The organism is Pseudomonas sp. Xaverov 259 (genome assembly GCF_019352915.1).
Taxonomy (GTDB): Bacteria; Pseudomonadota; Gammaproteobacteria; order Pseudomonadales; family Pseudomonadaceae; genus Aquipseudomonas.
In genome coordinates this window covers 375,337-398,734 of record NZ_JAAAFV010000033.1, presented here as the reverse complement: position 1 = coordinate 398,734, position 23,398 = coordinate 375,337, and the positions used below count along the sequence as shown (strand labels likewise).

Annotated in this window: 21 protein-coding genes and 3 tRNA genes (1 of these 24 cut by a window edge); 11 read left to right on the top strand and 13 right to left on the bottom strand. The window is 60.2% G+C overall.

Annotated features, from left to right (window positions below; genetic code table 11):
* Nucleotides 1-56 (bottom strand) — tRNA-Val (locus tag K0H48_RS15980) (it extends 40 nt beyond the left edge of the window).
* A gap of 201 nt (nucleotides 57-257) precedes the next feature.
* On the opposite strand from K0H48_RS15980, the gene K0H48_RS15975 reads away from it, so the two are divergent.
* From K0H48_RS15975 to K0H48_RS15965, 3 genes are all read left to right on the top strand, one after another.
* Nucleotides 258-776: a sigma-70 family RNA polymerase sigma factor gene (locus K0H48_RS15975; protein ID WP_138815982.1), complete on the top strand. Its 519-nt coding sequence runs from the start codon at nucleotides 258-260 to the stop codon at nucleotides 774-776.
* A 7-nt stretch (nucleotides 777-783) separates the two neighbouring features.
* Entirely contained in the window at nucleotides 784-1,767 is a 984-nt protein-coding gene (locus K0H48_RS15970; RefSeq protein ID WP_219268193.1) for a FecR family protein, read from the top strand.
* Between the two features lie 78 nt (nucleotides 1,768-1,845).
* Nucleotides 1,846-4,278 (top strand): TonB-dependent siderophore receptor, encoded by a 2,433-nt coding sequence (locus tag K0H48_RS15965; RefSeq protein WP_219268192.1) that lies wholly within the window; start codon nucleotides 1,846-1,848, stop codon nucleotides 4,276-4,278.
* Nucleotides 4,279-4,422: 144 nt separating this feature from the next.
* Here K0H48_RS15965 and K0H48_RS15960 read toward each other — a convergent pair.
* Together K0H48_RS15960 and K0H48_RS15955 are read right to left on the bottom strand one after the other, a co-directional pair.
* Nucleotides 4,423-4,499 (bottom strand) — tRNA-Asp (locus K0H48_RS15960).
* Between the two features lie 19 nt (nucleotides 4,500-4,518).
* Nucleotides 4,519-4,594 (bottom strand) — tRNA-Val (locus tag K0H48_RS15955).
* A 159-nt stretch (nucleotides 4,595-4,753) separates the two neighbouring features.
* Between K0H48_RS15955 and rdgC the strand changes: the two genes are divergently transcribed.
* The 3 genes from rdgC (at nucleotide 4,754) to sugE (ending at nucleotide 7,226) form a co-directional block, all read left to right on the top strand.
* Nucleotides 4,754-5,674 carry a recombination-associated protein RdgC gene (gene rdgC, locus K0H48_RS15950; RefSeq protein WP_003172886.1) on the top strand — a complete coding sequence of 307 codons (921 nt, stop codon included), beginning with the start codon at nucleotides 4,754-4,756 and terminating at the stop codon, nucleotides 5,672-5,674.
* A gap of 165 nt (nucleotides 5,675-5,839) precedes the next feature.
* The gene (locus tag K0H48_RS15945) at nucleotides 5,840-6,805 is read left to right on the top strand and encodes a bile acid:sodium symporter family protein (protein WP_219268191.1); all 966 of its coding nucleotides are present in this window, start codon (nucleotides 5,840-5,842) and stop codon (nucleotides 6,803-6,805) included.
* A 106-nt stretch (nucleotides 6,806-6,911) separates the two neighbouring features.
* Nucleotides 6,912-7,226: a quaternary ammonium compound efflux SMR transporter SugE gene (sugE, locus tag K0H48_RS15940; protein ID WP_017136389.1), complete on the top strand. Its 315-nt coding sequence runs from the start codon at nucleotides 6,912-6,914 to the stop codon at nucleotides 7,224-7,226.
* 107 nt (nucleotides 7,227-7,333) lie between these two features.
* Here sugE and K0H48_RS15935 read toward each other — a convergent pair whose 3' ends face one another.
* The 3 genes from K0H48_RS15935 to K0H48_RS15925 all read right to left on the bottom strand — a co-directional run bounded on the left by K0H48_RS15935 (nucleotide 7,334) and on the right by K0H48_RS15925 (nucleotide 11,737).
* Entirely contained in the window at nucleotides 7,334-9,208 is a 1,875-nt protein-coding gene (locus tag K0H48_RS15935) for an MFS transporter (RefSeq protein ID WP_219268190.1), read from the bottom strand.
* 65 nt (nucleotides 9,209-9,273) lie between these two features.
* Nucleotides 9,274-10,437, bottom strand: coding sequence for a TDT family transporter (locus K0H48_RS15930; RefSeq protein ID WP_219268189.1), 1,164 nt, complete (start codon nucleotides 10,435-10,437; stop codon nucleotides 9,274-9,276).
* A gap of 109 nt (nucleotides 10,438-10,546) precedes the next feature.
* Nucleotides 10,547-11,737 carry an MFS transporter gene (locus tag K0H48_RS15925; protein ID WP_219268188.1) on the bottom strand — a complete coding sequence of 397 codons (1,191 nt, stop codon included), beginning with the start codon at nucleotides 11,735-11,737 and terminating at the stop codon, nucleotides 10,547-10,549.
* Nucleotides 11,738-11,828: 91 nt separating this feature from the next.
* Here K0H48_RS15925 and K0H48_RS15920 point away from each other — a divergent pair, with 91 nt between their 5' ends.
* The gene (locus K0H48_RS15920) at nucleotides 11,829-12,368 is read left to right on the top strand and encodes a TetR/AcrR family transcriptional regulator (protein ID WP_219268187.1); all 540 of its coding nucleotides are present in this window, start codon (nucleotides 11,829-11,831) and stop codon (nucleotides 12,366-12,368) included.
* 133 nt (nucleotides 12,369-12,501) lie between these two features.
* Here the strand turns inward: K0H48_RS15920 and K0H48_RS15915 are convergent, their stop codons facing one another.
* The 4 genes from K0H48_RS15915 to K0H48_RS15900 all read right to left on the bottom strand — a co-directional run bounded on the left by K0H48_RS15915 (nucleotide 12,502) and on the right by K0H48_RS15900 (nucleotide 15,690).
* Nucleotides 12,502-13,281 (bottom strand): ABC transporter permease, encoded by a 780-nt coding sequence (locus tag K0H48_RS15915; RefSeq protein ID WP_058420148.1) that lies wholly within the window; start codon nucleotides 13,279-13,281, stop codon nucleotides 12,502-12,504.
* Nucleotides 13,278-14,210, bottom strand: coding sequence for an ABC transporter ATP-binding protein (locus tag K0H48_RS15910; protein WP_138815989.1), 933 nt, complete (start codon nucleotides 14,208-14,210; stop codon nucleotides 13,278-13,280). Before K0H48_RS15910 ends, K0H48_RS15915 begins: the two co-directional genes overlap by 4 nt.
* A gap of 134 nt (nucleotides 14,211-14,344) precedes the next feature.
* The gene (locus K0H48_RS15905; protein ID WP_219268186.1) at nucleotides 14,345-14,962 is read right to left on the bottom strand and encodes a glutathione S-transferase family protein; all 618 of its coding nucleotides are present in this window, start codon (nucleotides 14,960-14,962) and stop codon (nucleotides 14,345-14,347) included.
* 56 nt (nucleotides 14,963-15,018) lie between these two features.
* Nucleotides 15,019-15,690, bottom strand: coding sequence for a transglutaminase family protein (locus K0H48_RS15900; protein ID WP_219268185.1), 672 nt, complete (start codon nucleotides 15,688-15,690; stop codon nucleotides 15,019-15,021).
* A 178-nt stretch (nucleotides 15,691-15,868) separates the two neighbouring features.
* Here K0H48_RS15900 and K0H48_RS15895 point away from each other — a divergent pair, with 178 nt between their 5' ends.
* Both K0H48_RS15895 and K0H48_RS15890 read left to right on the top strand, forming a co-directional pair.
* Complete coding sequence (locus tag K0H48_RS15895) at nucleotides 15,869-18,316, top strand: acyl-CoA dehydrogenase (RefSeq protein WP_219268184.1); 2,448 nt, start codon at nucleotides 15,869-15,871, stop codon at nucleotides 18,314-18,316.
* Between the two features lie 75 nt (nucleotides 18,317-18,391).
* Nucleotides 18,392-18,799: a PA2817 family protein gene (locus tag K0H48_RS15890; protein WP_065931709.1), complete on the top strand. Its 408-nt coding sequence runs from the start codon at nucleotides 18,392-18,394 to the stop codon at nucleotides 18,797-18,799.
* A 124-nt stretch (nucleotides 18,800-18,923) separates the two neighbouring features.
* Here K0H48_RS15890 and K0H48_RS15885 read toward each other — a convergent pair whose 3' ends face one another.
* The gene (locus K0H48_RS15885) at nucleotides 18,924-19,856 is read right to left on the bottom strand and encodes a LysR family transcriptional regulator (RefSeq protein ID WP_219268183.1); all 933 of its coding nucleotides are present in this window, start codon (nucleotides 19,854-19,856) and stop codon (nucleotides 18,924-18,926) included.
* Nucleotides 19,857-19,945: 89 nt separating this feature from the next.
* Here K0H48_RS15885 and K0H48_RS15880 point away from each other — a divergent pair, with 89 nt between their 5' ends.
* The gene (locus K0H48_RS15880; protein WP_219268182.1) at nucleotides 19,946-20,572 is read left to right on the top strand and encodes an alanyl-tRNA editing protein; all 627 of its coding nucleotides are present in this window, start codon (nucleotides 19,946-19,948) and stop codon (nucleotides 20,570-20,572) included.
* Nucleotides 20,573-20,672: 100 nt separating this feature from the next.
* On the opposite strand, the gene K0H48_RS15875 is transcribed toward K0H48_RS15880, so the two are convergent.
* Together K0H48_RS15875 and K0H48_RS15870 are read right to left on the bottom strand one after the other, a co-directional pair.
* On the bottom strand, nucleotides 20,673-22,247 hold the full coding sequence (locus K0H48_RS15875) for an alkaline phosphatase D family protein (protein ID WP_219268181.1): 1,575 nt from the start codon (nucleotides 22,245-22,247) through the stop codon (nucleotides 20,673-20,675).
* Nucleotides 22,244-22,798, bottom strand: coding sequence for a GNAT family N-acetyltransferase (locus K0H48_RS15870; RefSeq protein WP_219268180.1), 555 nt, complete (start codon nucleotides 22,796-22,798; stop codon nucleotides 22,244-22,246). Before K0H48_RS15870 ends, K0H48_RS15875 begins: the two co-directional genes overlap by 4 nt.
* A gap of 190 nt (nucleotides 22,799-22,988) precedes the next feature.
* Here K0H48_RS15870 and K0H48_RS15865 point away from each other — a divergent pair, with 190 nt between their 5' ends.
* Complete coding sequence (locus tag K0H48_RS15865; protein WP_200434511.1) at nucleotides 22,989-23,396, top strand: biopolymer transporter ExbD; 408 nt, start codon at nucleotides 22,989-22,991, stop codon at nucleotides 23,394-23,396.
* The last annotated feature ends 2 nt before the right edge of the window (nucleotides 23,397-23,398 follow it).

Below are 23,398 nucleotides of genomic sequence, written 5' to 3'. Positions count from 1 at the left end.
CGAACCGCCGACATTCTGCTTGTAAGGCAGACGCTCTCCCAGCTGAGCTAATCACCCTTCGCTTCGGTGTGGGCGGCATAATACACCAAAAATCTGCAATGTCTTGATTTAAATGCAATTTATTTAAAATAATTTCTCCAACGCCCTCCGCGCCCCGAAAAACGGGGCTTCAAGCTGCCAAATGCGAGTCTATTGCGTTTATACGCTGCTTGGCGGCACAATTAAAAACCATTCTCAATAACACCTGAGCCGCGCCTATGTCTGTGGGTGAACCGCCATTCCAACGGGAAATAACCCTGCTCTACAGTGAGCACCACGGCTGGCTGCTCAGTTGGTTGCGGCGCAAACTCGGTTGCCGCCAGAACGCGGCCGACCTGGCGCAGGACACTTTTGCGCGAATTCTTAATGCCCGTGAATCCGTGGCGAGCATTCGTGAACCGCGTGCTTATTTAAGTACCACGGCGCGACGCCTGCTGATCGATCAGGCGCGGCGTAAACAGATTGAGCAGGCTTATTTGCAAGAGTTGGCGCTCACGGTGGACGCACTGGAAGGGTTCCAATCGCCGGAGCAAATCCACACCACCCTCGAAGCGCTCGAGCACATCGCGTTTATTCTGGAAGGCATGCACGCATACTCGCGACAGGCGTTTGTGCTGTATTACCTGGAAGAAATGACCCAGCAACAAATCGCCCGCCAGCTCAAACTGTCGGAACGCACCGTGCGCAAGTACCTGATCCAGGCACTGGTGCATTGCGGCCACAGCATGGACACCTGAACTGCCCATGCCAGACACCCATCAGCAAATCGAAGAACAGGCGGCCGAATGGCTGCTGCGCCTGCACGAAGGTGATTTGAGCGAAGCCCAGCGCATGGCGTTCGAGCGCTGGAAGCAACAAGGCCCGCAATACGCCGCAGCCGCTGCGCGCATGGAAGCCGTGATTGCCCGGATGCAGGCGTTGCGCGCAAAAAAATCACCCGCGCGGGCTGCACTCAACGCAGCATTTGCTCAGCACAAAGCGGGGCGCGGCAAAAACGCGGTGCGCGCCCTGCTGCTGGCGTGCAGCCTGGCGATTCCTGCGGCTGCGTTGCTCGTCAGCCCGTACCCGCAACAATGGATGGCCGATGTGCGTAACGGCCCCGGCCAGTGGCAAACGCTGCAACTGGCGGACGGCTCGACACTCACCCTGAACGGCATCAGCGCGGCGAACCTGCATTTCGATCAACAGCAGCGCCGGATTGAATTGCTGCAAGGCGAGATTCTGGTGGAAGTCGCCCATGACAGCGCACGGCCCTTTATCGTGCAGACCCCGCAAGGCACGTTGCGGGCGTTGGGCACGCGATTTGTGGTCAAGCGTGAGGGGGATGTCACTGTACTGAGTATGTTGCAGTCGCGCGTGGCAGCGCACAGTGCGAACGCTCAGGAGACAGTGGAAGTGGACGCCGGCGCGCAGGCGCGGATGAGTTCGAACGAAGTGCGCCTGAGCGGCCGTATCGACCCGGCCAGCGTCAATGAAGCCTGGCGCCGTCATCAGCTGGTGGTGGAAAACCGACCGTTGCCCGACGTGCTGGATGAAATCGCCCGCCATAGGGCCGGCTATCTGCATTTTGATCGCGCCAGTCTGCAAAATCTGCGGGTATCGGCGGTGATACCACTGGATGACAGCGATCAAGCCCTGCAATTGCTGGCGCAAACCTTGCCGATCAAGGTTCGCCACTTCACACCCTGGCTGATGGTCGTGAGCCCTGAAACAGCGCCCAATAAATAATTATTCGCATTTGCTTCCGGTTTTTTCGGGGTTGCCCGTCAAGCAAGGTAATTCGACACGTAAAGGATTGCCCTGACCATGCACACCCCTTCTGACCCACGCAGGCGCTTTGGCCTGCTGAAAAGTGCGCCGCTTTCCCTGGCTATATTGGCCGCGACCACCCTGAGCACTCATCTGGCACAGGCGGACACGGTCAACGTCGCCGCCCAAACCTACAACATACCCGCCGGGCCGCTGGGCACTTCGCTCAACCGCTTTGCCCAGCAGGCCGCGGTGGCGATTGTGTTCCAGCCACAGGCGCTTGAAGGCCTGCAAAGCCCCGGCTTGAAGGGCAACTTTGCCACCCAGGACGGCTTTGATCGGTTGCTGCAAGGCAGTGGTTATCGTGCCGTTAAAGGTGCGCAGGGGTACGCGCTGCAGGCCATTGCGACGGCCAGCAGCGGCAGCATGGAACTAGGCCCCACCGAGGTGACTGCCACCCAACTGGGTAACGTTACCGAAGGCACCGGTTCCTACACGCCCGGTACGATCGCTACTTCCACACGGTTGATACTGACGCCCAAACAAACCCCGCAATCGGTGAGCGTGGTCACCCGCCAGCACATGGATGACTTTGGCCTGAACAACGTCGACGACGTGATGCGCCATACCCCAGGCATCACTGTGTCGGCGTTCGACACCGAGCGCAGCAACTATTACGCGCGCGGGTTTTCGATCAATAACTTCCAGTACGACGGCATTCCTTCGACCGCGCGCAACGTCGCCTACTCGGCGGGCAATACCCTCAGCGACATGGCGATCTACGACCGTGTGGAAGTGCTCAAAGGTGCCACCGGCCTGCTTACCGGCGCCGGTTCACTGGGGGCAACGATCAATCTGGTACGCAAGAAACCCACCGCCGATTTCCAGGGCCACGCCACCCTCGGTGCCGGCTCGTGGGACAACTACCGCAGCGAACTGGACGTGAGCGGTCCGATGACCGACAGCGGCAATGTGCGCGGCCGAGCAGTCGCAGCTTATCAAGACAAGCGCTCGTTCATGGACCGCTACTCGCGCAAGAGCCCTACGTACTACGGCATCATGGAGTTCGACCTGTCGCCCGACACCCTGCTGACCGTGGGCGGCGACTATCAGGACACGTTGCCGACGGCCTCGTCGTGGTCCGGCAGCTTTCCGCTGATCAATTCCCAGGGCGAGCGCAACAGCGTCAAGCGCTCGTTCAACAACGCCGCCAACTGGAGCAGTTGGGAGCAATACACCCGCACCGTGTTTGCCATGCTGGAACATGACCTGGGTGATGGCTGGGTCGGCAAGCTGCAACTCGATCACAAGATCAATGGCTACCACGCGCTGATGGGCTCGATCCAGGGCGACCAGCCACAGCCCGACGGCACCGCGAACCTCACCTCCGGCAAATATACCGGTGACACCGTCAGCGACTCGGCCGACCTGTATGTGAGCGGCCCGTTCAACCTCGGCGGTCGCGAGCATGAATTGGTACTGGGCGGCTCCATCAGCGCATCGCAGTGGAAAGGCAAGGGTTACTGGAACCTCGCCCCCAATACCGTCGACTTCAACCACTGGCGCGGCCACGCCACGCTGCCGGATTGGGGCAGCGCGCAATCACTGATCGACGACACCGTGCGCCAGACCGGCGCCTACGTCACCACACGCTTGAACCTCGCCGACGACCTCAAGCTGTTGCTGGGCGGGCGCGTGGTCAACTACCAGGTCACCGGCAACAACCCGAGCTACCGCGAGTCCGGGCGGTTCGTGCCGTATGTGGGCGCCATTTATGACCTGAACGACACCTATTCGGTGTACGCCAGCTACACCGATATCTTCATGCCGCAGGAAAACTACAATCGCGACCGCGAGAACAAACTGCTTGAACCGGACGAGGGCCAGAACTGGGAATTTGGCCTCAAAGCCGACTTCCTCGACGGCCGCCTCAACGCCAGCGCCGCCTACTTTGAAATCCACGAATCCAACCGTGCACTCTCCGACGACGAGTACAACAACCAGACGCCGATACCGTCCAACTACGCTTATAAAAGCAGCAAGGCGGTAACCAAAGGCTACGAAGTGGAAGTGTCCGGCGAGATCGCCCCAGGCTGGCAGTTGCAGGCCGGGTACACCCACAAGGTTGTGCGCGATGACAAGGACGTGAAGATTTCTACCTTCGAGCCAGAGGACCAGGTCAAGCTCTACACCACCTATAAACTCAAGGGCAACCTGGACAAGCTGACCGTCGGCGGCGGCGTGCGCTGGCAGAGCGTGGGCTGGCAGGACATCTACAACAACCCGCACAAAGGCTATGAAGAGTTTTCCCAGGACGCTTATTGGCTGGTGGACCTGATGACCCGCTACCAAGTCACCAAGAACGTGTCGGCGACGCTGAACCTCAACAATATCTTCGACAAGTCCTACTACACCAATATCGGCTTCTATAACTCCGCCGCGTATGGCGAGCCGCGCAACGTGATGGTCACCACACGCTGGGATTTCTGATCCGCCCATAAAAAAACGCCGCCGATCATCGGAAATGATCGGCGGCGTTTTTTTGGTTTTTACAAACCCCGGACAGCAAAAAGCCCGCTCAATGAGCGGGCTTTCTGTGGTGACCTGGCGTTCAGTGTTCCAGGTTGCCGAATATGGCGCAGCGGACGGGACTCGAACCCGCGACCCCCGGCGTGACAGGCCGGTATTCTAACCGACTGAACTACCGCTGCGCGTAACACTTGAAACGAATGGTGGGTGATGACGGGATCGAACCGCCGACATTCTGCTTGTAAGGCAGACGCTCTCCCAGCTGAGCTAATCACCCTTCGCTTCGGTGTGGCGCGCATTCTACGGAGCGACCTTAAGTCTGGCAAGCACTTTCTTAAATCTTTTTTTTCAGCCCTTCCAATGGCTTAGGCAGGGTTGGCCTCAGCCCGGATCAAGAGAATAATGCCCCCCTTTGTATAAAGGAGAGACTCGCCCCATGTGGTTCAAGAACCTGCTTATCTATCGCCTGACCCAAGATCTGCCTGTTGATGCCGAGGCGTTGGAAGCGGCCATGGCCACCAAACTGGCGCGCCCGTGTGCAAGCCAGGAGTTGACCACTTACGGTTTCGTCGCGCCTTTTGGTAAAGGTGAAGACGCTCCCCTGGTGCATGTCAGCGGTGACTTCCTGCTGATCGCTGCGCGCAAGGAAGAACGCATCCTGCCGGGTAGTGTGGTGCGTGACGCGCTTAAAGAGAAAGTCGAAGAGATCGAGGCCGAGCAAATGCGCAAGGTCTATAAGAAGGAACGCGACCAGATCAAGGATGAAATCATCCAGGCCTTTCTGCCGCGCGCCTTTATCCGTCGCTCGTCAACCTTCGCCGCCATTGCGCCGAAACAGGGCCTGATCCTGGTCAACTCGGCCAGCCCGAAACGCGCTGAAGACTTGCTGTCGACTCTGCGTGAAGTGATCGGCACCCTGCCGGTACGCCCGCTGACGGTTAAAACCGCACCCACGGCGATCATGACCGACTGGGTCACTACGCAGAAGCCGGCCGATGACTTCTTCGTCCTCGACGAATGCGAACTGCGCGACACCCACGAAGACGGCGGCATCGTGCGTTGCAAGCGCCAGGACCTGACCGGCGAAGAGATCCAACTGCACCTGACCACCGGCAAAGTCGTGACGCAATTGTCCCTGGCCTGGCAGGACAAGTTGTCCTTCATGCTCGACGACAAAATGACCGTCAAGCGCCTGAAGTTCGAAGACCTGCTGCAAGACCAGGCTGAACAGGACGGCGGCGACGAGGCATTGGGCCAACTGGATGCCAGCTTTACCCTGATGATGCTGACGTTTGGTGAGTTCCTGCCGGCGCTGGTTGAGGCACTGGGCGGCGAAGAAACCCCACAGGGCATCTAAGCAACACCCGCCATAAAGTGAGCACAGTCAGTGTGGGAGCTGGCTTGCCTGCGATGCAGACACCTCGGTCTATCAGTCATACCGAGTTGATGCCATCGCAGGCAAGCCAGCTCCCACATTTGATTACATTTGCACTTCCGAAATCTAATAACAAGGACACCCCCCATGCGCGCACTCGCCGCCTTGAGCCGCTTCGTCGGCAATACCTTCGCCTACTGGGTGTTGATTTTCGCGGTGCTCGCCTTCCTTGAACCCGGCTGGTTCATTGGCCTCAAAGGCGCCATCGTACCGCTGCTGGGCCTGGTGATGTTCGGCATGGGGCTGACCTTGAAACTGGAAGACTTCGCCGAAGTCGCCCGCCATCCCTGGCGTGTGGCTCTGGGTGTAGTCGCGCATTTTGTGATCATGCCGGGCGTTGCCTGGCTGCTGTGCCAGGCGTTCCACCTGCCGCCGGAAATTGCCGTCGGCGTGATCCTGGTCGGGTGCTGCCCAAGCGGCACGTCGTCTAACGTCATGACCTGGCTGGCTCGGGGCGACCTGGCGCTGTCGGTGGCCATCGCCGCCGTCACCACCCTCCTCGCCCCGCTGCTGACGCCCGCATTGATCTGGCTGCTGGCCTCGGCCTGGCTGCCGGTGTCGTTCATGGAGCTGTTCTGGTCGATCCTGCAAGTGGTGTTGCTGCCGATCGTGCTGGGCGTGGTGGCGCAACGCGTGCTGGGCGACCGGGTGCGCCATGCCGTGGAGGTGTTGCCACTAGTCTCAGTGGTAAGCATCGTAATCATCGTCGCGGCGGTGGTTGCCGCGAGCCAGGCGAAGATCGCCGAGTCCGGCCTGTTGATCATGGCCGTGGTGATGCTGCACAACAGTTTCGGTTATCTGCTCGGTTACTTCACCGGCCGCCTGTTCAAACTGCCGTTGGCGCAGCGTAAATCCCTGGCGCTGGAAGTGGGCATGCAGAACTCCGGGCTGGGCGCCGCATTGGCCAGTGCGCACTTTTCGCCCTTGGCGGCGGTGCCGAGCGCGCTGTTCAGCGTGTGGCACAATATTTCCGGGGCATTGCTGTCGACTTACTTTCGCAGAATGAGCGAAAAGGAAGACCGCCGAGCCTTGGAGAACACGCCACAAACTTGATCGCCCGATCAATTTTCGGCAAGCTACCGGGCTTCGCGAGGACGACCTCGCGACGCTCTCAAGCGCTTAATCCGGGGACGACCCCAGCTATAGAGGGGAGATCAACATGTCCTGGATCATTCTGTTTTTTGCCGGGCTGTTTGAAGTCGGCTGGGCGGTCGGCCTGAAGTACACCGACGGTTTCAGCAAGCCGCTGCCGACAGCACTGACGATTGCCGCCATGGCCATCAGCCTCGGCCTGCTGGGCCTGGCCATGAAGGAGCTGCCGTTGGGCACCGCCTATGCCATCTGGACCGGTGTGGGTGCGGTGGGCACGGTGATCGCCGGGATTATCCTGTTTGGCGAGTCGATGGCGTTGTTTCGGCTGGCGAGTGTGGCGTTGATTATTTGCGGGCTGGTTGGGCTCAAGATCAGCGCCTGAGCCACTACCGCTATCGCAGGCAAGCCAGCTCCCACATTGGACTGTGTTCACCGTTCAAAGGTGGGAGCTGGCTTGCCTGCGATGAGGCCCTTACAGCCAGCAACTAACTACCTGACACTCCCCCGCAAAACACTCACCACAGCCTGCAACTGCTCAGGCGTCGCGCCCTCCAGCGCAACCGGCTCACCCGCCACCAACACCACCCGCGACCAGATCCGATGAAAGATCCCCTTGTTCGGATCGCGACTGAAAAAGCTCCCCCACAACCCTTGCAGCGCCATCGGAATCACCGGCACCGGGGTCTCCTCCAGAATCCGCGTGAGCCCGCCACGGAACTCATTCATCTCGCCATCGGCGGTCAGCTTGCCTTCCGGGAAGATGCACACCAATTCCCCTTCCTTCAGGTACTGGGCAATTCGTGTGAAGGCCTTTTCGTAGATCTGAATATCTTCATGACGCCCGGCAATCGGAATCGCCCCGGCCGTACGGAAGATGAAGTTGAGCACCGGCAAACGGTAGATCTTGTAGTACATGACAAAGCGAATCGGCCGACGCACCGCGCCGCCAATCAACAGTGCATCGACAAAAGATACATGGTTGCACACCAGCAACGCCGCGCCTTCATCGGGAATGCGTTCCAGGTTGCGATGCTCCACGCGGTACATGGAATGGCTGAGCAGCCAGATCATGAAACGCATGGTGAACTCGGGGACGATTTTGAAGATGTAGGTGTTGACCGCAATATTGAGCAGCGACACCACCAGGAACAGCTCCGGGATCGACAGCTTGGCCACGCTCAGTAGCAGGATCGAGACGATGGCCGAGACCACCATGAACAACGCATTGAGAATATTGTTGGCTGCGATGACCCGCGCGCGCTCGTTCTCGGCCGTGCGCGACTGGATCAACGCGTAGAGCGGCACGATATAGAAGCCGCCGAACACCCCCAGGCCAAGGATATCGAACAACACCCACCACGCCTGACCGTAGCTGAGTACCGCCAGCCAGCTATGTTCCTGGGCCGATTGCGGGAAACCGCCCGAGTGCCACCACAGCAGCAGTCCGAAGACCGTCAGGCCAAACGAGCCAAACGGCACCAGGCCGATCTCGACCTTACGCCCGGAGAGTTTTTCGCAGAGCATCGAGCCGACGGCGATGCCCACCGAAAACACCGTGAGGATCAGCGTCACTACAGTTTCATCGCCGTACAACCATTCCTTGGCGTAGGCCGGGATCTGCGTCAGGTAGATCGCGCCGACAAACCAGAACCACGAGTTGCCGACAATCGAGCGCGACACCGCCGGCGTCTGCCCCAGGCCCAGGCGCAAGGTGGCCCAGGATTCGCTGAAGATATTCCAGTTCAGGCGCAGCTCGGGCGTGGACGCCGCCGCCCGCGGAATGCTGCGGCTGGCCAGGTAGCCAAGCACCGCCACGCCGACAATCGCCACCGCCACCAGGGGCGCGTAATTGCTCGACGACATGATGATCCCGGCGCCAATGGTGCCGGCCAGAATCGCCAGAAACGTGCCCATTTCCACCAGCCCGTTGCCGCCCACCAGCTCATCGTCGTGCAGCGCCTGGGGCATGATCGAGTACTTCACCGGGCCGAACAGCGCCGAATGCGTGCCCATGGCAAACAGCGCCAGCAGCATCAACTCCAGGTGGTTGAACAGAAAGCCCGTGGCGCCCACGGCCATGATCACGATCTCGCCGATCTTGATCGCACGAATCAGCGCGTCCTTGTTGAATTTCTCGCCAAACTGCCCGGCCAGCGCCGAGAACAGGAAGAACGGCAGGATAAACAACAAGGCGCACAGGTTGACCCAGATGGAGCGGTCGCCCTCGATGGTGAGCTTGTAGAGAATCGCCAGGATCAGCGATTGCTTGAAGATGTTGTCGTTGAACGCGCCCAGTAACTGGGTGATGAAAAACGGCAGAAAGCGCCGTGTGCGCAGCAAGGTGAATTGTGAGGGGTGGCTCATCGTCCGTGTTCCTGCGTGGCCTGAAGGCGTGTAGTTTCTCAGGCCACGACTTTACCTAATCGCGCTTACTTATTCGCTAGTCCTGCAATGCATGGCGAAACAAAAAGCTCACCTTTATAGGCGCCCTGCACGGTGCGCGTGGCCACGATCAACCACATCAACGCCAATGCCAGCACCAGCACGCTGCCAAAAATGCTGAAAAAGCTCAGGTGCAGCAGGCTCGCCAGCTTCAGCGTGGCCAGCGCATAAACCCCCAACGGGAAGGTAAACCCCCACCAGCCGAGGTTGAACGGAATGCCGGCGCGCAGGTAACGCAGGGTGATCAGCACCGCGATCAGCATCCACCACAAACCGAAGCCCCACAGGGTGATGCCCGCCACCACGCCCAGGCCATTGGCCATTTCGCCCACACCCGGCAACCCATTGGCGGCGAAGATCGCCGGGGCGTCACCGCCCAACAGCAGCATGCCCAGCGCGCCGGTGCCGATCGGGCCAAGGGCCAGCCAGCTCGACGCGGCCATATTGGCAGGCGGCAGTTTATGCAGGGCCATGCGCAACATCAGGATGGTCAGGATGCTGAACGCCACCGGCAGGGAAAACGCCCACAGCACGTAGCTGGTCACCAGCATCACCAGTTGCGCATGGGCGTCGGCCAAATGCGGCGCCAGCAGGCCACCGCTGGCGGCGGCGACTTCGGCGGCAACCACCGGCAACAGCCAGACGGCGGTCATCTGGTCGATGCTGTGTTCCTGGCGGGTGAACATCATGAACGGGATCAGCACGCCGCAGGCCAGGGCCATCGCCACGTCCAACCACCATAAGGCTTCTGCCAGCGGGATCACTTCGCTGCCCCAGCGCGGCAGGCCAAACAGCAGCAAACCGTTAAGAATCGTCGCCAGGCCCATGGGAATGGTGCCGAAGAACATCGAGACGGTGGAATGCCCGAAGATGCGTCGCGCTTCGTGGAAAAACATCACCCAACGTGCCGCGTACAACAGGCTGAACAGCACAAACAGGCCAATGGTGAACAACCACAGCCCTTCGGCAATGGCCTGCACACCTGGCAGGTTGAACGGCAGTTGCGCCAAGGCCAGGGCTAGAACGCCGGTGCCCATGGTGGCGGCGAACCAGTTGGGGGTGAACTGGCGAATCACTTCCCGTGGGCGGGTCAGGTGGCTCAAGGGTTTGTAGCTGGGGGGCTTGCAACTGGGAGTCGTCGAGCAGGTCATGATGGTAATCCTCTTCCTCGCATGAGGTTGAAGCCATCATAGAACCTGATCGAATATCTATATAACGGGTAATATCTCTATCTGTTATCTACTTTACCAATATACGGTATTACTCTATCGCCGCCTTGGCCCGCACCGAGCCCTGCAGGACCAAACCGGCCAAGGCACTCAGGGCCAGCACCATCAGCGCGGCCCCATAGCCTTCAGTGGTGACGATAAGGCCGTAAACATGGCTCAAGTAACCCGCCAACAGCGCCGGCAGACAGAACGCCAAGTAGCTCAACACATAGAACGCCGACATCAAACCGGCCCGTTCATGGGGCAACGCCAGCCCGACGATACTGCGCACACTGCCCATGAAGCCGCCGCCAAAACCAAAACCGGCAATCACACTGGCGACAAAGAACAGCCACAAAATACCCATGTGCACGGCCACCAGCAGCAACGCGACGCCCACCGCCAACAGCCCTGCCGACAGCCGCATGATTTTATCCGCCGGGCGCTCGCGCACGCTGTAGATCATCACCGCGCCACTCAAGGTCACGACCGCCACCAGGCCGCCGCCGATCAGGTGCGACGTGGAACCGGTGGCAACCTTGACCAGCGACGGCGCCAGGGATGAGAAGAACCCGCCCAATGCCCACACCGCTACATTCAGCGGCATCACCAGCCATAAGGCGCGACGCGCTTGCTGTGGCACATGCAGGGTTGGCGCCAGCGACTTCAAGGCACCCGGAATACGGCTGACGGTTTCCGCCAGGCGCCACACATACGCAGCCTGCAACACCATCAACCCCAACAGCGCGAAGTAAATCAACTGGGTAGGACGCGGCGCGAACTCGACCAACAGGCCACTTCCCAGCCCGCCACTGGCCATGCCCAACAGGGGCGCCAGGCTATTGAGCATCGGGCCGCGCACACGGTCGGTGTCGAGCAAGGTCGCACTCAGCACCGCCGTGGCCATGCCCGTGGCGAAACCTTGCAGCGCGCGAGCGGCAATCAGGTGCGCGGTGCTGTCGGCATTGATAAACAGCAGCATCGCCACAATATTGAGCAGCAATGCGACGAAAATCACCGGCTTGCGCCCCAGGTGATCCGACAGCGAACCCACAGTCAGCAACGCCGCCAGCAGGCTGACGGCGTACACGCCGAAAATTACCGTGAGCATCGCCGCGGAGAAGTGCAGGTTTTCCTGATACACCTGATACAGCGGCGTCGGCGCGCTGGACGCGGCAAGGAAGGTCAACACCGTGATGACCAGGAACGCCAGGCTGGACCGCTGAGATATAACGCGAGACATGGGCACACTCCACTAAAGCTAATACTTTGCTTTTGCGCAGTGTGCTACCGGTGCGCGCTTAAAGCAAATTCTTTGTGTTAAGGTTTTACGCATGGCGATAAAAGAAGGCCTTCGCCCGGGAGGCCGCAGTGCCCGGGTCCAGGAATCAGTGCATTCGGCAGTGCGTGAACTGTTGGAAGCCCACGAGCGCTCCAGCGTTACTGTGCCGATGATTGCCACGCGCGCGGGCGTCACGCCCTCGACCATCTACCGGCGCTGGGGCGACTTATCGGTGCTGTTGGCCGATGTGGCCCTGGCCCGCATGCGCCCCGACAGCGAGCCGGCAAATACCGGCAGCCTGCGCGGCGACTTGCAGGCCTGGGCCGAGCAATACCTGGATGAAATGAACTCGGAGCCAGGTCGCAACATGATGCGTGACCTGCAGAGCATGATCACGCCGGGTTATTGCGTGAGCATTCTGAGTGGGCAGTTTCAGACGATTATTGATCGCTACCCACAGAGCACACCGCCGAGCGTGGGCCATTTGATCAACCTGCTGGCGGCGCCGACGGTGTTTCGCATTTTGTTCTCGACCGAACCGCTGACGGTGCAAGAGCTGCATGGACTGATCGAGCTGGCACTTAAAGGTTAAAACCCCTGCACAAAACCAAATGTGGGAGCGGGCTTGCTCGCGAATGCGATATGCCAGTCGACTGATTTGTTGACTGACACACCGCCTTCGCGAGCAAGCCCGCTCCCACATTTTGACCGCGTATGACTGCTGCTCAGGTACGCATGCCGCGCCCACTCACCAGCAACCGCGCGCATCCCACATACAGCACCACGGTCGCCACCAGCATGAAGGTGATCGCCACGCTGATCTTGATATCCGACACGCCCAGAATGCCGTAACGGAAGGCGTTAACCATGTGCAACACCGGGTTGGCCAGCGACACCGTCTGCCAGAATGGCGGCAGCAAGGTAATGGAGTAGAACACCCCGCCAAGGTAGGTCAGCGGCGTCAGCACGAACGTCGGGATGATCGAAATATCATCGAAGTTGCGTGCAAACACGGCGTTGATAAAGCCCAGCAGCGAGAAGATCGTCGCCGTCAGTACCACCACCAGAATGGTGACCCCCAAGTGATGCACCTGCAGGTGGGTGAAGAACAGCGACAGCAAGGTCACGATCACCCCGACCATCAAGCCGCGCAGCACGCCGCCCAGGGTGTAGCCGATCAGGATGGTGTGCGGCGACACCGGCGAGACCATCAGCTCTTCGATGGAGCGCTGAAACTTGCTGCCAAAAAAGCTCGAGACCACGTTGCCGTAGGAGTTGGTGATCACCGACATCATGATCAGGCCCGGCACGATGTACTCCATGTAGGTGAAGCCACCCATGTCGCCAATCTGGCGGCCGATCAGGTTACCAAAGATCACGAAGTACAAGACCATGGTGATTGCCGGCGGCAGCAGGGTCTGCGGCCAGATCCGGGTAAAGCGCTTCACTTCGCGGTAAACGATGGTCTGCAGCGCGACGAGGTTGGGTTGCAGTTCGGAACTCATACCGCCACCTTCGCCAGATTTTTCTCCACCAGGGACACAAACAACTCCTCAAGGCGATTGGTTTTGTTACGCAGGCTCAGCACTTCGATGTTCTGGGCCGCCAACTGGGTGAACAACGCGGTGATGCCCATGGCCTTGTCCACCTGGACTTCCAGGGTGTGGCCATCGACCAGGCGGCTTGGGTAGCCGAGCAGTTGCGGTGCCACCGACAGGTTGTTTTTCAGGTCCAGCAGGAAGGTTTCCACATGCAACTGGCCCAGCAGGTTGCGCATGCTGGTGTTCTCGACGATGGTGCCGTGGTCGATGATGCCGATGTTGCGGCACAGCTGCTCAGCCTCTTCCAGGTAATGGGTGGTGAGGATGATGGTGATGCCCTTCTCGTTCAGTTCGGTGAGGAAGGTCCACATCGAACGGCGCAGCTCGATGTCCACACCTGCGGTCGGCTCATCGAGGATCAGCAGGCGTGGTTCATGCACCAGCGCGCGAGCGATCATCAGGCGGCGCTTCATGCCACCCGACAACGAACGCGACGGCACGTCACGCTTGTCCCACAGGCCCAACTGAGTCAGGTACTGCTCGGCGCGTTCCTTGGCGATTTTCGCCGGGATGCCGTAGTAACCGGCCTGGGTCACGACGATGTCGAAGGTCTTTTCAAACTGGTTGAAGTTGAACTCCTGGGGCACCACGCCGATGGAGCGCTTGAGCGCCGCCGGGGATTTGTCCAGGTCATGGCCAAAGATATTCACCGAGCCGCTGGTTTTGTTGACCAGGGTGGAGAGGATGCCGATGGTGGTGGATTTGCCGGCACCGTTGGGGCCGAGCAAGGCGAAGAAGTCACCTTCGGCCACGTCCAGATCGATACCACTCAGGGCCTGGAAACCGTTGCCGTAGGTTTTGGTTAGCTGCCGGATGGACAGAGCGGAACTCATATCGGATTACGCACCAGAGAAGGGAATAGAAAGAGTAGATAAGTGCGCAGCGCACGTAGTTCAACGGCGGCGCATGGCAAGCATGGTGCTTGCCCGCGTCGCACAAGTACAGTCACCCGTATTAATAGTGGGTATTAAGTCAACGCGGTCATCACGGCCTTGCGGTAGGCCGGGCGGTCTTTGAGGCGCTGGTACCAGGCCTCTAGATAGGGCATTGCCGGGCGTTCGATGGGCATCTCGAACCAGGCGTAGGCAAAGCAGCCCAAGGGGATATCGCCCATGCCGAAATGCTCGCCGGACAGGTAGGGTTGCTCGGCGAGAGCCTGGTCGACGGTGTTAAGCGCATCGATACAGGCTTGGCGCCCGGCATTGATGCTGTCCCAGTTCTGTTTTTCTGCCGGGGTGCGCAGAATCCCCCAAAACACCGCCTTGAACGGATCGGCGAGTGTGGACGTGGTCCAGTCCATCCACTTCTCGGCGCTGGCACGGGCCTGCAGGTCGTTCGGGTAAAAATCCGACGCGTTCTTGGCGCACAGATAACGCACGATGGTGTTGGATTCCCACAACACAAAATCGCCGTCTTCGATCATCGGCACCCGACCATTGGGGTTCAGTGCCCGGTATTGCGGCGTGTCGACCACACCAAAAGCCCCGCCCGCATCAATTGCCTCATAGTCCAGGCCGAGTTCCTCGGCGCACCACAGTGCCTTCCTGACGTTTGATGAATTTTTACGACCCCAGATTTTCAGCATGACCGCGCCTTATCGTTGATGAACATGGCTTGATGGACGCAGCAGCATACGCCGGTTCACGCGCGGCTTAAATCGCTCTGCATGTCGCCCTGCATGTCCTTGAGCAACATCGGCATATCTTCGGCAAACAGATGTGGGTAACACTGCTGAATATGCGCGAAGAAAAACGCTTCCGGCACATCGCTGAATTGCCCGTGGTCCAGCACATACTCCATCGAGCGCCGGCCTTGGCGGTTGAAAGCGTGAAACACGCTGTCGTTGACTCCATCGAACTCCAACGGCGGCACGTCGAACAACTCGCACAGTTGGCTGTTGAACGCCGGCGTGGCCTTGACCCAGCGTCCGTGCAGGTACAACTCGGTATAGCCATGCATGGCGAACACATCACTTTTGAGCAGCGCAAGCAGGCGCGGTGTCGACAAATGATTGCGCACATCCGCCAAGCCGATGCGCGCCGGGATCCCGCAATGGCGGGCACAGGCGGCCAATAAGGTGGCCTTGGGCACGCAATAACTCTCGCCGGTGGCCAGGGCGAAGCTGGCGCTGAGGGTATTCGGATCACGGCTGAAGCTGTACGGGTTGTAGCGAATCGCCTCACGCACGGCCAAGTAGAGACTGACCGCCTGGTCACTTAAATCCGGGCGGGTTCCGCGATGTTTTTCGGCGAACTCCACCACCGCAGGGTGGTCACTATCGATGAAGCGGCTGGGATTCAAGTACGTATCCATGAGCTTTATCTCCGAGGCAAGCCTTGAGTCTAACGACAGGTCGGCCCTAGAGATAACGACGATTCGGCCAAATGTCGGCGTGCGCCAGCACAACTCGTTACACCCTCGCCACCGCGCTTTTTCGGATGCCGACTAAGCTCCATGGTGGTTTTGCCCTTGGTTTCACGGAGGATTGAATATGCTGTTGTTGTGGATACTGGTTCTGGTGGTCGGCATTGCCTACCTGGCGCACCGCCGCACCGCGCCCCTGCCCGCGCTGGGCGTGGTCGCCGTCTACCTGCTGGCGATGGGGGCCTGGAGCCATGCACCGGGTTGGCTGCTGGTGATCTTCTGGGTCCTGATCGCCGCCGTGGCCGTGCCCCTGTTGCTGCCCGACCTGCGTCGCCAATACTTCACCAAGCCGCTGTTCAGCTGGTTCCAGAAAGTCCTGCCGCCGATGTCCGAGACCGAGCGCGACGCCATCGATGCCGGCACCGTATGGTGGGACGGCGAACTGTTCAGCGGCCGCCCCGATTGGGACAAGTTGCTGGCCTACCCCAAGGCGCAACTGACCGAAGAAGAACAAGCGTTTATCGACGGCCCTACCGAAGAACTCTGCACGATGGTCAGCGACTGGGAAATCGGCCAGGCCATGGACCTGCCACCCGCCGCCTGGGAGCACATCAAGACCCACGGTTTCTTCGCCCTGATCATCCCCAAGGAATATGGCGGCAAGGGCTTCTCGGCCTATGCTCACTCCCAGGTCGCGATGAAACTCGCCACCCGCAGCGGCGACCTCGCCTCCACCGTGATGGTCCCCAACTCCCTCGGCCCGGCCGAGCTGCTGCTGCATTACGGCACCGACGAGCAACGCAACCACTACCTGCCACGCCTGGCCCGTGGTGACGATATCCCCTGCTTCGCGCTTACCGGCCCGTTGGCCGGCTCCGATGCCGGCGCCATGCCCGACACCGGCGTGATCTGCAAAGGTGAATGGGAAGGCAAGGAAACCCTTGGCCTGCGCCTGAACTGGGAAAAACGCTACATCACCCTTGGCCCGGTCGCGACCCTGCTGGGCCTGGCCTTCAAGGCCCATGACCCGGACCACTTGTTGGGTGAGGAAGAAGACCTGGGCATCAGCCTGGCGCTGATCCCCACCGACACGCCCGGCGTCGATATCGGCCGTCGCCACCTGCCGCTGGGCGCCGCGTTCATGAACGGCCCCAACTCCGGCAAGGACGTGTTCATCCCCCTGGAATTCCTTATCGGTGGCCAGGAGATGCTCGGCAAGGGCTGGATGATGCTGATGAACTGCCTGTCGGTCGGCCGTTCGATCTCCCTGCCTGCGGTCGGCACCGGCGCGGCCAAGTTCACCAGCCTGGTGACCGGCCAGTACGCCCAGGTGCGCGAGCAGTTCAACGTGCCGCTGTCGGCCTTTGAAGGTATCCAGGAAGCCCTGGCGCGCATCGGCGGCAACGCCTGGCTGATGGACAGCGCGCGCATGCTCACCGCCAATGCCGTCGACCTGGGCGAAAAACCCTCGGTGTTGTCGGCGATCCTCAAGTACCACCTCACCGAGCGTGGCCGTGAATGCATCAGCCACGCCATGGATGTGCATGGTGGCAAGGGCATCATCATGGGCCCCAACAACTACCTGGGCCGCAACTGGCAAGGCGCGCCGATCTTCATCACGGTGGAAGGCGCGAATATCCTGTCGCGCAACCTGATGATCTTTGGCCAGGGCGCAATCCGCTGCCATCCGTTTGTGCTCAAGGAGATGGCCTTGGCCGGCCGTGAAGACCATGACCAGGCGCTCAAGGAATTTGACAGTCTGCTGATGCAACATATCGGCTTCGCCGTGAGTAACGCTGCCAGCACGTTGGTGCTGAACCTCGGCATCGGGCACTTCGAAAAAGCCCCGGGCAACCGTTTGAGCCAGGGTTATTTCCGTGCATTGAACCGTCAGGCCGCAGCGTTCGCCCTGCTCGCCGACTTGAGCATGATGTTGCTCGGCGGCGAGCTGAAACGCCGCGAACGCCTGTCGGCGCGCCTGGGTGATGTGCTGAGCCATATGTACCTGGCCTCGGCGGCGCTCAAGCGTTATCACGACCTGGACTCGCCGGATCACCTGGAGCCGCTGTTTGCCTGGGCCATGGAAGAAAGCCTCGGCGAATCGGAACGTGCCCTGGATGAACTGCTGAGCAACTTCCCGAACAAGGTCCTCGGTTGCATGCTGCGGGTGATCGTGTTCCCGTTCGGCCGTCGCCATACCGGGCCGTCCGATGCGCTGGACGCCGAAGTGGCTGCGGTGATTGGCCGTGCCAAGGGCGACCCGACCCTGGAAGAGTTGCTGGCGGGTTGCTATCGCCCGCAATCGGCAGAAGACCCGGTGGGCGCCCTGCAACACGCCTACGACCTGCTGGGTGCCAGCCACCCCTTGCAGAAAAAACTCCACACGGCGCTCAAAAGCGGCCAGGTCAAACCGGCCGCCGGCGAGCATGCCATCGACGCGGCGCTGCACGCGGGCGTGTTGCAACCGGCCGAAGCGCAAACCCTGCGCGACGCCGAAGCCGCGCGCCGCAAGGTGATCGATGTGGATGATTTCAGCAAGGAAGAGCTGACCCAGGCTGAGGGTAAAGTCCGCTGAGTCGAGCGGTCATATAAAAACGGGCGCGTGAGCTATATACTCTCGCGCCCGTTTTTGCTTTAGAGGACTTATCTCGTGTCCAACGTCGTTGCCGATCATCTCGTCTTGCTCGACCACTTGCGCAGCATCCTGGTTGCCGTCGGCGAAGCCGAACAGGTGCCCGAGGAAAGCCATACCCTGTTCCTGGAGCGCTTCGACGAATTGCGCGCCCTGCTGCCGATCGACCCGATCGAGAGCCAATACCTGGGCCAGGACCTGATGAGCCAGGTGATTCTGCGCTACCCGCAAATCGCCCATTTGGTGCCCCGTGACCTGCTGTGGTTCTTCGGCGGTGATTGCCTGCACTTCATGCCCGATGAAGAACTGGACCTGTACCAGTCTCTGGAAGAACGTCGCTATGAAGCCGAACAGAACGATGAGCCGTTCGACTGGAACCAGGAAAAGCAACTGCTGGCCATGCCGCAGGATCAGAGCAAGCACTGATTTTAAATGTGGGAGCTGGCTTGTGTGGGAGCTGGCTTGCCTGCGATGCAGGCGACTCGGTCAGTCAGTTAAACCGAGTCGATACCATCGCAGGCAAGCCAGCTCCCACAGTTGGACCGCACTCCTACCTTCGGCGCAGTGTCGGCTCCTTCGCCATACACTCCACCAGATAATCAATAAACACCCGCAACTTCGGTGGCAGATACCGTGTAGGCGAATGCAGCAACCACGCCTCGCCATGGTAGGACGCAATAAAATCCCACTCAGGCAAGACCTGCACCAAACTCCCCGCCTCCAAGGCATGGCGCGCCGTGAAGTACGGCAAGCTGCCAATCCCCACATGCTGCAACACCGCATCCAGGCGCACGCCGGTATGGTTCGCGGCGTAGCGCCCGCGCACGCCCACGGTCACCGCTTTAGCGCCCTGGCGAAACTTCCAGCGTGAATCCCCCGGCGTTTCCCCCAGGTAAATGCAGCTGTGTTCCAGCAAATCATGGGGATGCTCAGGCGTACCCTGCTCGGCCAGGTACTGCGGCGTGGCACACAGCAAATGCTCGATGGGCAACAGTTGGCGGCCGACCAGGCCCGGCGGCGGGCTGTCAGTGATACGGATGCTGAGGTCCACGTTGTCGTCGATAAGATCTACATGCCGGTCCTCCAGGATCAACTGCACATCCACCTTGGGATAGCGCCGCAAGAACTCCGGCATATGTGGGTGCACCACAAAGCGCCCGACTGCCTTGGGTACACTGACCCGCACCAGGCCTTCGGCCTCATGGGTGAACTGGCCGCTGATCTCCATCACCGAACGCGCCGCGTTGACCATCTCCTGGCAACGCTTGAACACCTCTTCACCGCCTTCGCTCAAGCGCAACTTGCGCGTAGTGCGTTGCAACAACCGCGTGGCCAGGGCCTGTTCGAGACGCGAGATACTGCGGCTCACTGCCGAGGGTGAAACGCTCAGTTGTCGCGCCGCTTCGGAGAAACTGCCGGTCTCCACGACTTTGACGAAAATCGCCATTTCACCCAGCAGTGGCAAAGGAAGATTGATGCTCATGACGCACAGGTCCATTGATAATTGAACGGATTATCACCTATCTACGCACTATTTATACTGCCCGTAGAACCCTGATGCGGATGTAAATAATGACCGAGCGCCTGTTTTTCACCCACGACCATCTGACTGCCGAACTTGAAGTGCTGAGCTGCACGCCGCACGAAGGCCTGTTTGCCGTTACCTTGCAGTCGACTATTTTCCATCCCCAAGGCGGCGGGCAACCCTTCGACACCGGCTGGCTTGGCGACAGCCAGATTCTGCGCGTCACCCAGGAAGCCGACCGAGTGGTGCATTATGTTGACCAGCCTCTGGAGCCCGGCCCGGTCACCGCACGGGTCGACGCACAGCGCCGCGCCCTGCACACGCGCCTGCATTCGGCCGGGCACCTGATTGGCAATGCGGGAGAAAGCCTCGGCTGGATGCCGATAAAGGCCCACCATTGGCCGGGCGAATGCAAAATCACCTTTATCCGTGGCGAAATGGCCCAGGCCATCGACGCCGAGGCGATCCAGCAACAGGTCAACCAATGGATTGCCGCCGACTACCCGCGCCATATGACCCTGGAAGACGGCGCCCGCGAAGTGGGTTTCGGCGAACTGCCCGCCTACGCCTGCGGCGGTACTCATGTGCAGGCACTGAGCGAACTGGGCCAGGTGACTATCCTGGCCTTGTCGGAGAAAAAAGGCGCGCTGTCGGTGCGTTACGAAATCAACTGACAGACCACGCGGCTTTTGTCGTCACCAGGCTTGCAGTGATGAGCGGGCTTGTTGTGGCGAGCGGGCTTGCCCCATTGAGTGTTTACAACCGACAAGTACGCTAAACCGCAATCGCCCCCGCCCACCCCGGCTCCACCACAAACGACTTGAGGGTCGACACCGTGGCGTTGGGATCGCGCGGATCGGTTATCACCCGAAAATTCGTCAGCATTTTCTGGGCCGCCAGCTCCACCGACACGTACCCACGCTGGCGGCTGTCGAAAAACTTCACATGCGGATTAAGCGGCAGGATCTTGCTGAACGCCTCAAAGGGCGGGCCATCGGAGGTCACCGAACTGCCGACGAACTCGGTGGCCACGATGCGTGAATCCGGGTTGTTGGCATCGGCATGCAGGTCGGTGGTCCAGAACGAATGGATATCACCGCCCCAGAACACCGGATTTTTCAGCTGATGACGCTCGATCGACGCGAGCATGCGTGATCGGTTGGCCACGTAGCCGTCCCAACCATCGGTCCAATGCCCCACCTTGTGGTTGCTGAGGTCGCGCTGGAGCAAGGGCGCCACCAGCAAGTCCTGGGCGATCACATTCCACTGCGCCTTTGATTGGGCGAAACCCTGGTCCAGCCAAGCCTCCTGTTGCCAGCCGAGCATGGTCCGGCCCAGGTCACGCAATTCGCTGCAGGTGTTGGCGGCGATATGCCCCTGATGGCTGCCATTGGCCTGGATGCACGGCTGTTCGGAACGATACTGGCGCCCATCCAACACATGAAAACGCACCAGACGGCCGTAGTCCAGGCGCCGGTAAATACGCATGTCCGACCCCTTCGGCACGCTGCTGGCGCGCAGCGGCATGTGCTCGTAAAACGCCTGGTACGCCGCCGCCCGCTGCTGCAGAAATTGCGCCACGGGAATCTTCGGGTCCTGGGACCAGCGGTTGGCGTAGTCATTCTGCACTTCGTGGTCATCCCAGGTCGCGACGCTGGGGGCGGCCGCGTGCAGGGCTTGCAGGTCCGGATCGGTTTTGTACAGGGCGTAGCGGTTGCGGTAGTCGCTCAAGCTCTTGGCATTGCCGCTGCCGTGGGACCGAATGACTTTTCCCGAGTCGGCCGCGTAAGAGCTGTCGTAAATGTAGTCCCCGAGAAAAAACACCAGGTCGGGCTGCTCTGCGGCTAAATGGCGATAGGCGCTGAAGTAACCGCGCTCCCAATGCGAGCACGAGACAAACCCCAAGCGCGCCGACGCCATCGCCTGCACGGGCGGCGTGGTGCGCGCCTGGCCCACCGGGCTCTGCGCGCCGAGGCCTTCGAACTGGTACCAATACGGCCGGCCCGCCGCCAGCCCGGCCACTTCAACATGCACCGAATGGGCGAACCGCTCCGTCGCCAAGACTTCGCCCTGCTTCACGATGCGCGTCATCGCCGCATCACTGGCCACCCGCCAACGCACCGGCACCGCGCGCTTCAACCCACCGCTGCCATCGGCTGCATTGAACAACGGCGCCAGGCGCGTCCAGATCACAAAACCATCCGGCAGCGGGTCGCCCGAGGCCACGCCGAGGGTGAACGGGTAATCCACCCCGGCACTGCGCGCAAATGGGCTGAGGATTGAAAACGCGGTAGCGACCGCCAGCCCGCTAAGGACTCGCCGCCTGCCATGGTCCACTGCGTCATTCACAACGCGCGCTCCCAGTCCTCACGCACGGTGGCAAAGCCCAGCAGGTCTTCATACACGCCATTCTTGAGAAACGCCTGACGCAGGCAGCCTTCATAACGCAGGCCGATTTTCTGCATGACTCGCGCCGATTCCTTGTTGCGGCCAAAGCATTGGCTGCCTACCCGCTGCAGCCCAAGTTCGGTGAAGCCAAAGCCCATCATCGCGCTCGCCGCCTCAGCGGCATACCCCAGGTTACGCGCATGCGCCGCAACCCAGCCGCCCAAATGCCCTGCGTGATGACGAGCGTTAAGGCGCAGGCTGACCATGCCAACCAACTCACCGGTTTCACGCACATGCATCCCCAGGTTCAACAACTCGCCCGCTCGATATTTGTCAGCGGCCCCGGCAATAAAACCGTGCGCAGTTTCCAAGGTATAGGGCGACGGAATGTTGGCCGTGTTGTCAGCAATCTTCGGCCCGTTGGCGAGCATGAAAAGCACCTCGGCCTGGTGCATTTCCAGTGCGCGCAACAGGAGTCGCGGGGTCGACAATTGAGGCAGTGCAGTGGGCATACGCGGCAGCTCTTCAAGTAAATTCTTCCAGAGTGTACTGCCTTCGTGTCAATTGCATTACGTCATCAAAGTGCCCGGTAAAAACCCTGGAAGATGCGTCCTAGAGCCTTTAAAACGTCAATTAAAGTTAACCATTCGGTCATTTTTGGTTGTTAGCGTGTCGCCCCTAATTCAACGACGGGGTAACAGAATGAGAACCTGGGATGAACCCAAGAAACGCAAGGCACACATTGAGTTGATCCCCATGATCGACGTGATGATGTTCCTCCTGGTGTTTTTCGTACTGGTGAGTTTGAACGTGATACCGGCACTCGGCATGAAGACCCAATTGCCCAGCGCCAGCAGCTCGCAGCAACTCAAGCCGCAGAATAAATTCATCCTGACCCTGGGCCTGCAAGGGCAACTGCAACTGGACGGCAAGGACCTCACGGTCGATGCGTTGGTGCCGGCGCTCAAGGCCGCAGAGAAGCCTGATACCAAGTCGACCATCATCGTCAACAGCGACAAAGGCGTAGAGGTTTCGCGCCTGGTGGAAGTCATGGACACCCTGCGCCTGGGTGGCTTTACCTCCGTGTCCATTGCCACGCGTAAGTCTTGATC

What these genes read in the sequence shown, in the direction of transcription:
- K0H48_RS15975 (WP_138815982.1), top strand. Translation starts at nt 258, where the DNA reads ATGTCTGTGGGTGAACCGCCATTCCAACGGGAAATAACCCTGCTCTAC.
- K0H48_RS15970 (WP_219268193.1), top strand. Translation starts at nt 784, where the DNA reads ATGCCAGACACCCATCAGCAAATCGAAGAACAGGCGGCCGAATGGCTG.
- K0H48_RS15965 (WP_219268192.1), top strand. Translation starts at nt 1,846, where the DNA reads ATGCACACCCCTTCTGACCCACGCAGGCGCTTTGGCCTGCTGAAAAGT.
- rdgC (WP_003172886.1), top strand. Translation starts at nt 4,754, where the DNA reads ATGTGGTTCAAGAACCTGCTTATCTATCGCCTGACCCAAGATCTGCCT.
- K0H48_RS15945 (WP_219268191.1), top strand. Translation starts at nt 5,840, where the DNA reads ATGCGCGCACTCGCCGCCTTGAGCCGCTTCGTCGGCAATACCTTCGCC.
- sugE (WP_017136389.1), top strand. Translation starts at nt 6,912, where the DNA reads ATGTCCTGGATCATTCTGTTTTTTGCCGGGCTGTTTGAAGTCGGCTGG.
- K0H48_RS15935 (WP_219268190.1), bottom strand. Translation starts at nt 9,208, where the DNA reads ATGAGCCACCCCTCACAATTCACCTTGCTGCGCACACGGCGCTTTCTG.
- K0H48_RS15930 (WP_219268189.1), bottom strand. Translation starts at nt 10,437, where the DNA reads ATGACCTGCTCGACGACTCCCAGTTGCAAGCCCCCCAGCTACAAACCC.
- K0H48_RS15925 (WP_219268188.1), bottom strand. Translation starts at nt 11,737, where the DNA reads ATGTCTCGCGTTATATCTCAGCGGTCCAGCCTGGCGTTCCTGGTCATC.
- K0H48_RS15920 (WP_219268187.1), top strand. Translation starts at nt 11,829, where the DNA reads ATGGCGATAAAAGAAGGCCTTCGCCCGGGAGGCCGCAGTGCCCGGGTC.
- K0H48_RS15915 (WP_058420148.1), bottom strand. Translation starts at nt 13,281, where the DNA reads ATGAGTTCCGAACTGCAACCCAACCTCGTCGCGCTGCAGACCATCGTT.
- K0H48_RS15910 (WP_138815989.1), bottom strand. Translation starts at nt 14,210, where the DNA reads ATGAGTTCCGCTCTGTCCATCCGGCAGCTAACCAAAACCTACGGCAAC.
- K0H48_RS15905 (WP_219268186.1), bottom strand. Translation starts at nt 14,962, where the DNA reads ATGCTGAAAATCTGGGGTCGTAAAAATTCATCAAACGTCAGGAAGGCA.
- K0H48_RS15900 (WP_219268185.1), bottom strand. Translation starts at nt 15,690, where the DNA reads ATGGATACGTACTTGAATCCCAGCCGCTTCATCGATAGTGACCACCCT.
- K0H48_RS15895 (WP_219268184.1), top strand. Translation starts at nt 15,869, where the DNA reads ATGCTGTTGTTGTGGATACTGGTTCTGGTGGTCGGCATTGCCTACCTG.
- K0H48_RS15885 (WP_219268183.1), bottom strand. Translation starts at nt 19,856, where the DNA reads ATGAGCATCAATCTTCCTTTGCCACTGCTGGGTGAAATGGCGATTTTC.
- K0H48_RS15880 (WP_219268182.1), top strand. Translation starts at nt 19,946, where the DNA reads ATGACCGAGCGCCTGTTTTTCACCCACGACCATCTGACTGCCGAACTT.
- K0H48_RS15870 (WP_219268180.1), bottom strand. Translation starts at nt 22,798, where the DNA reads ATGCCCACTGCACTGCCTCAATTGTCGACCCCGCGACTCCTGTTGCGC.
- K0H48_RS15865 (WP_200434511.1), top strand. Translation starts at nt 22,989, where the DNA reads ATGAGAACCTGGGATGAACCCAAGAAACGCAAGGCACACATTGAGTTG.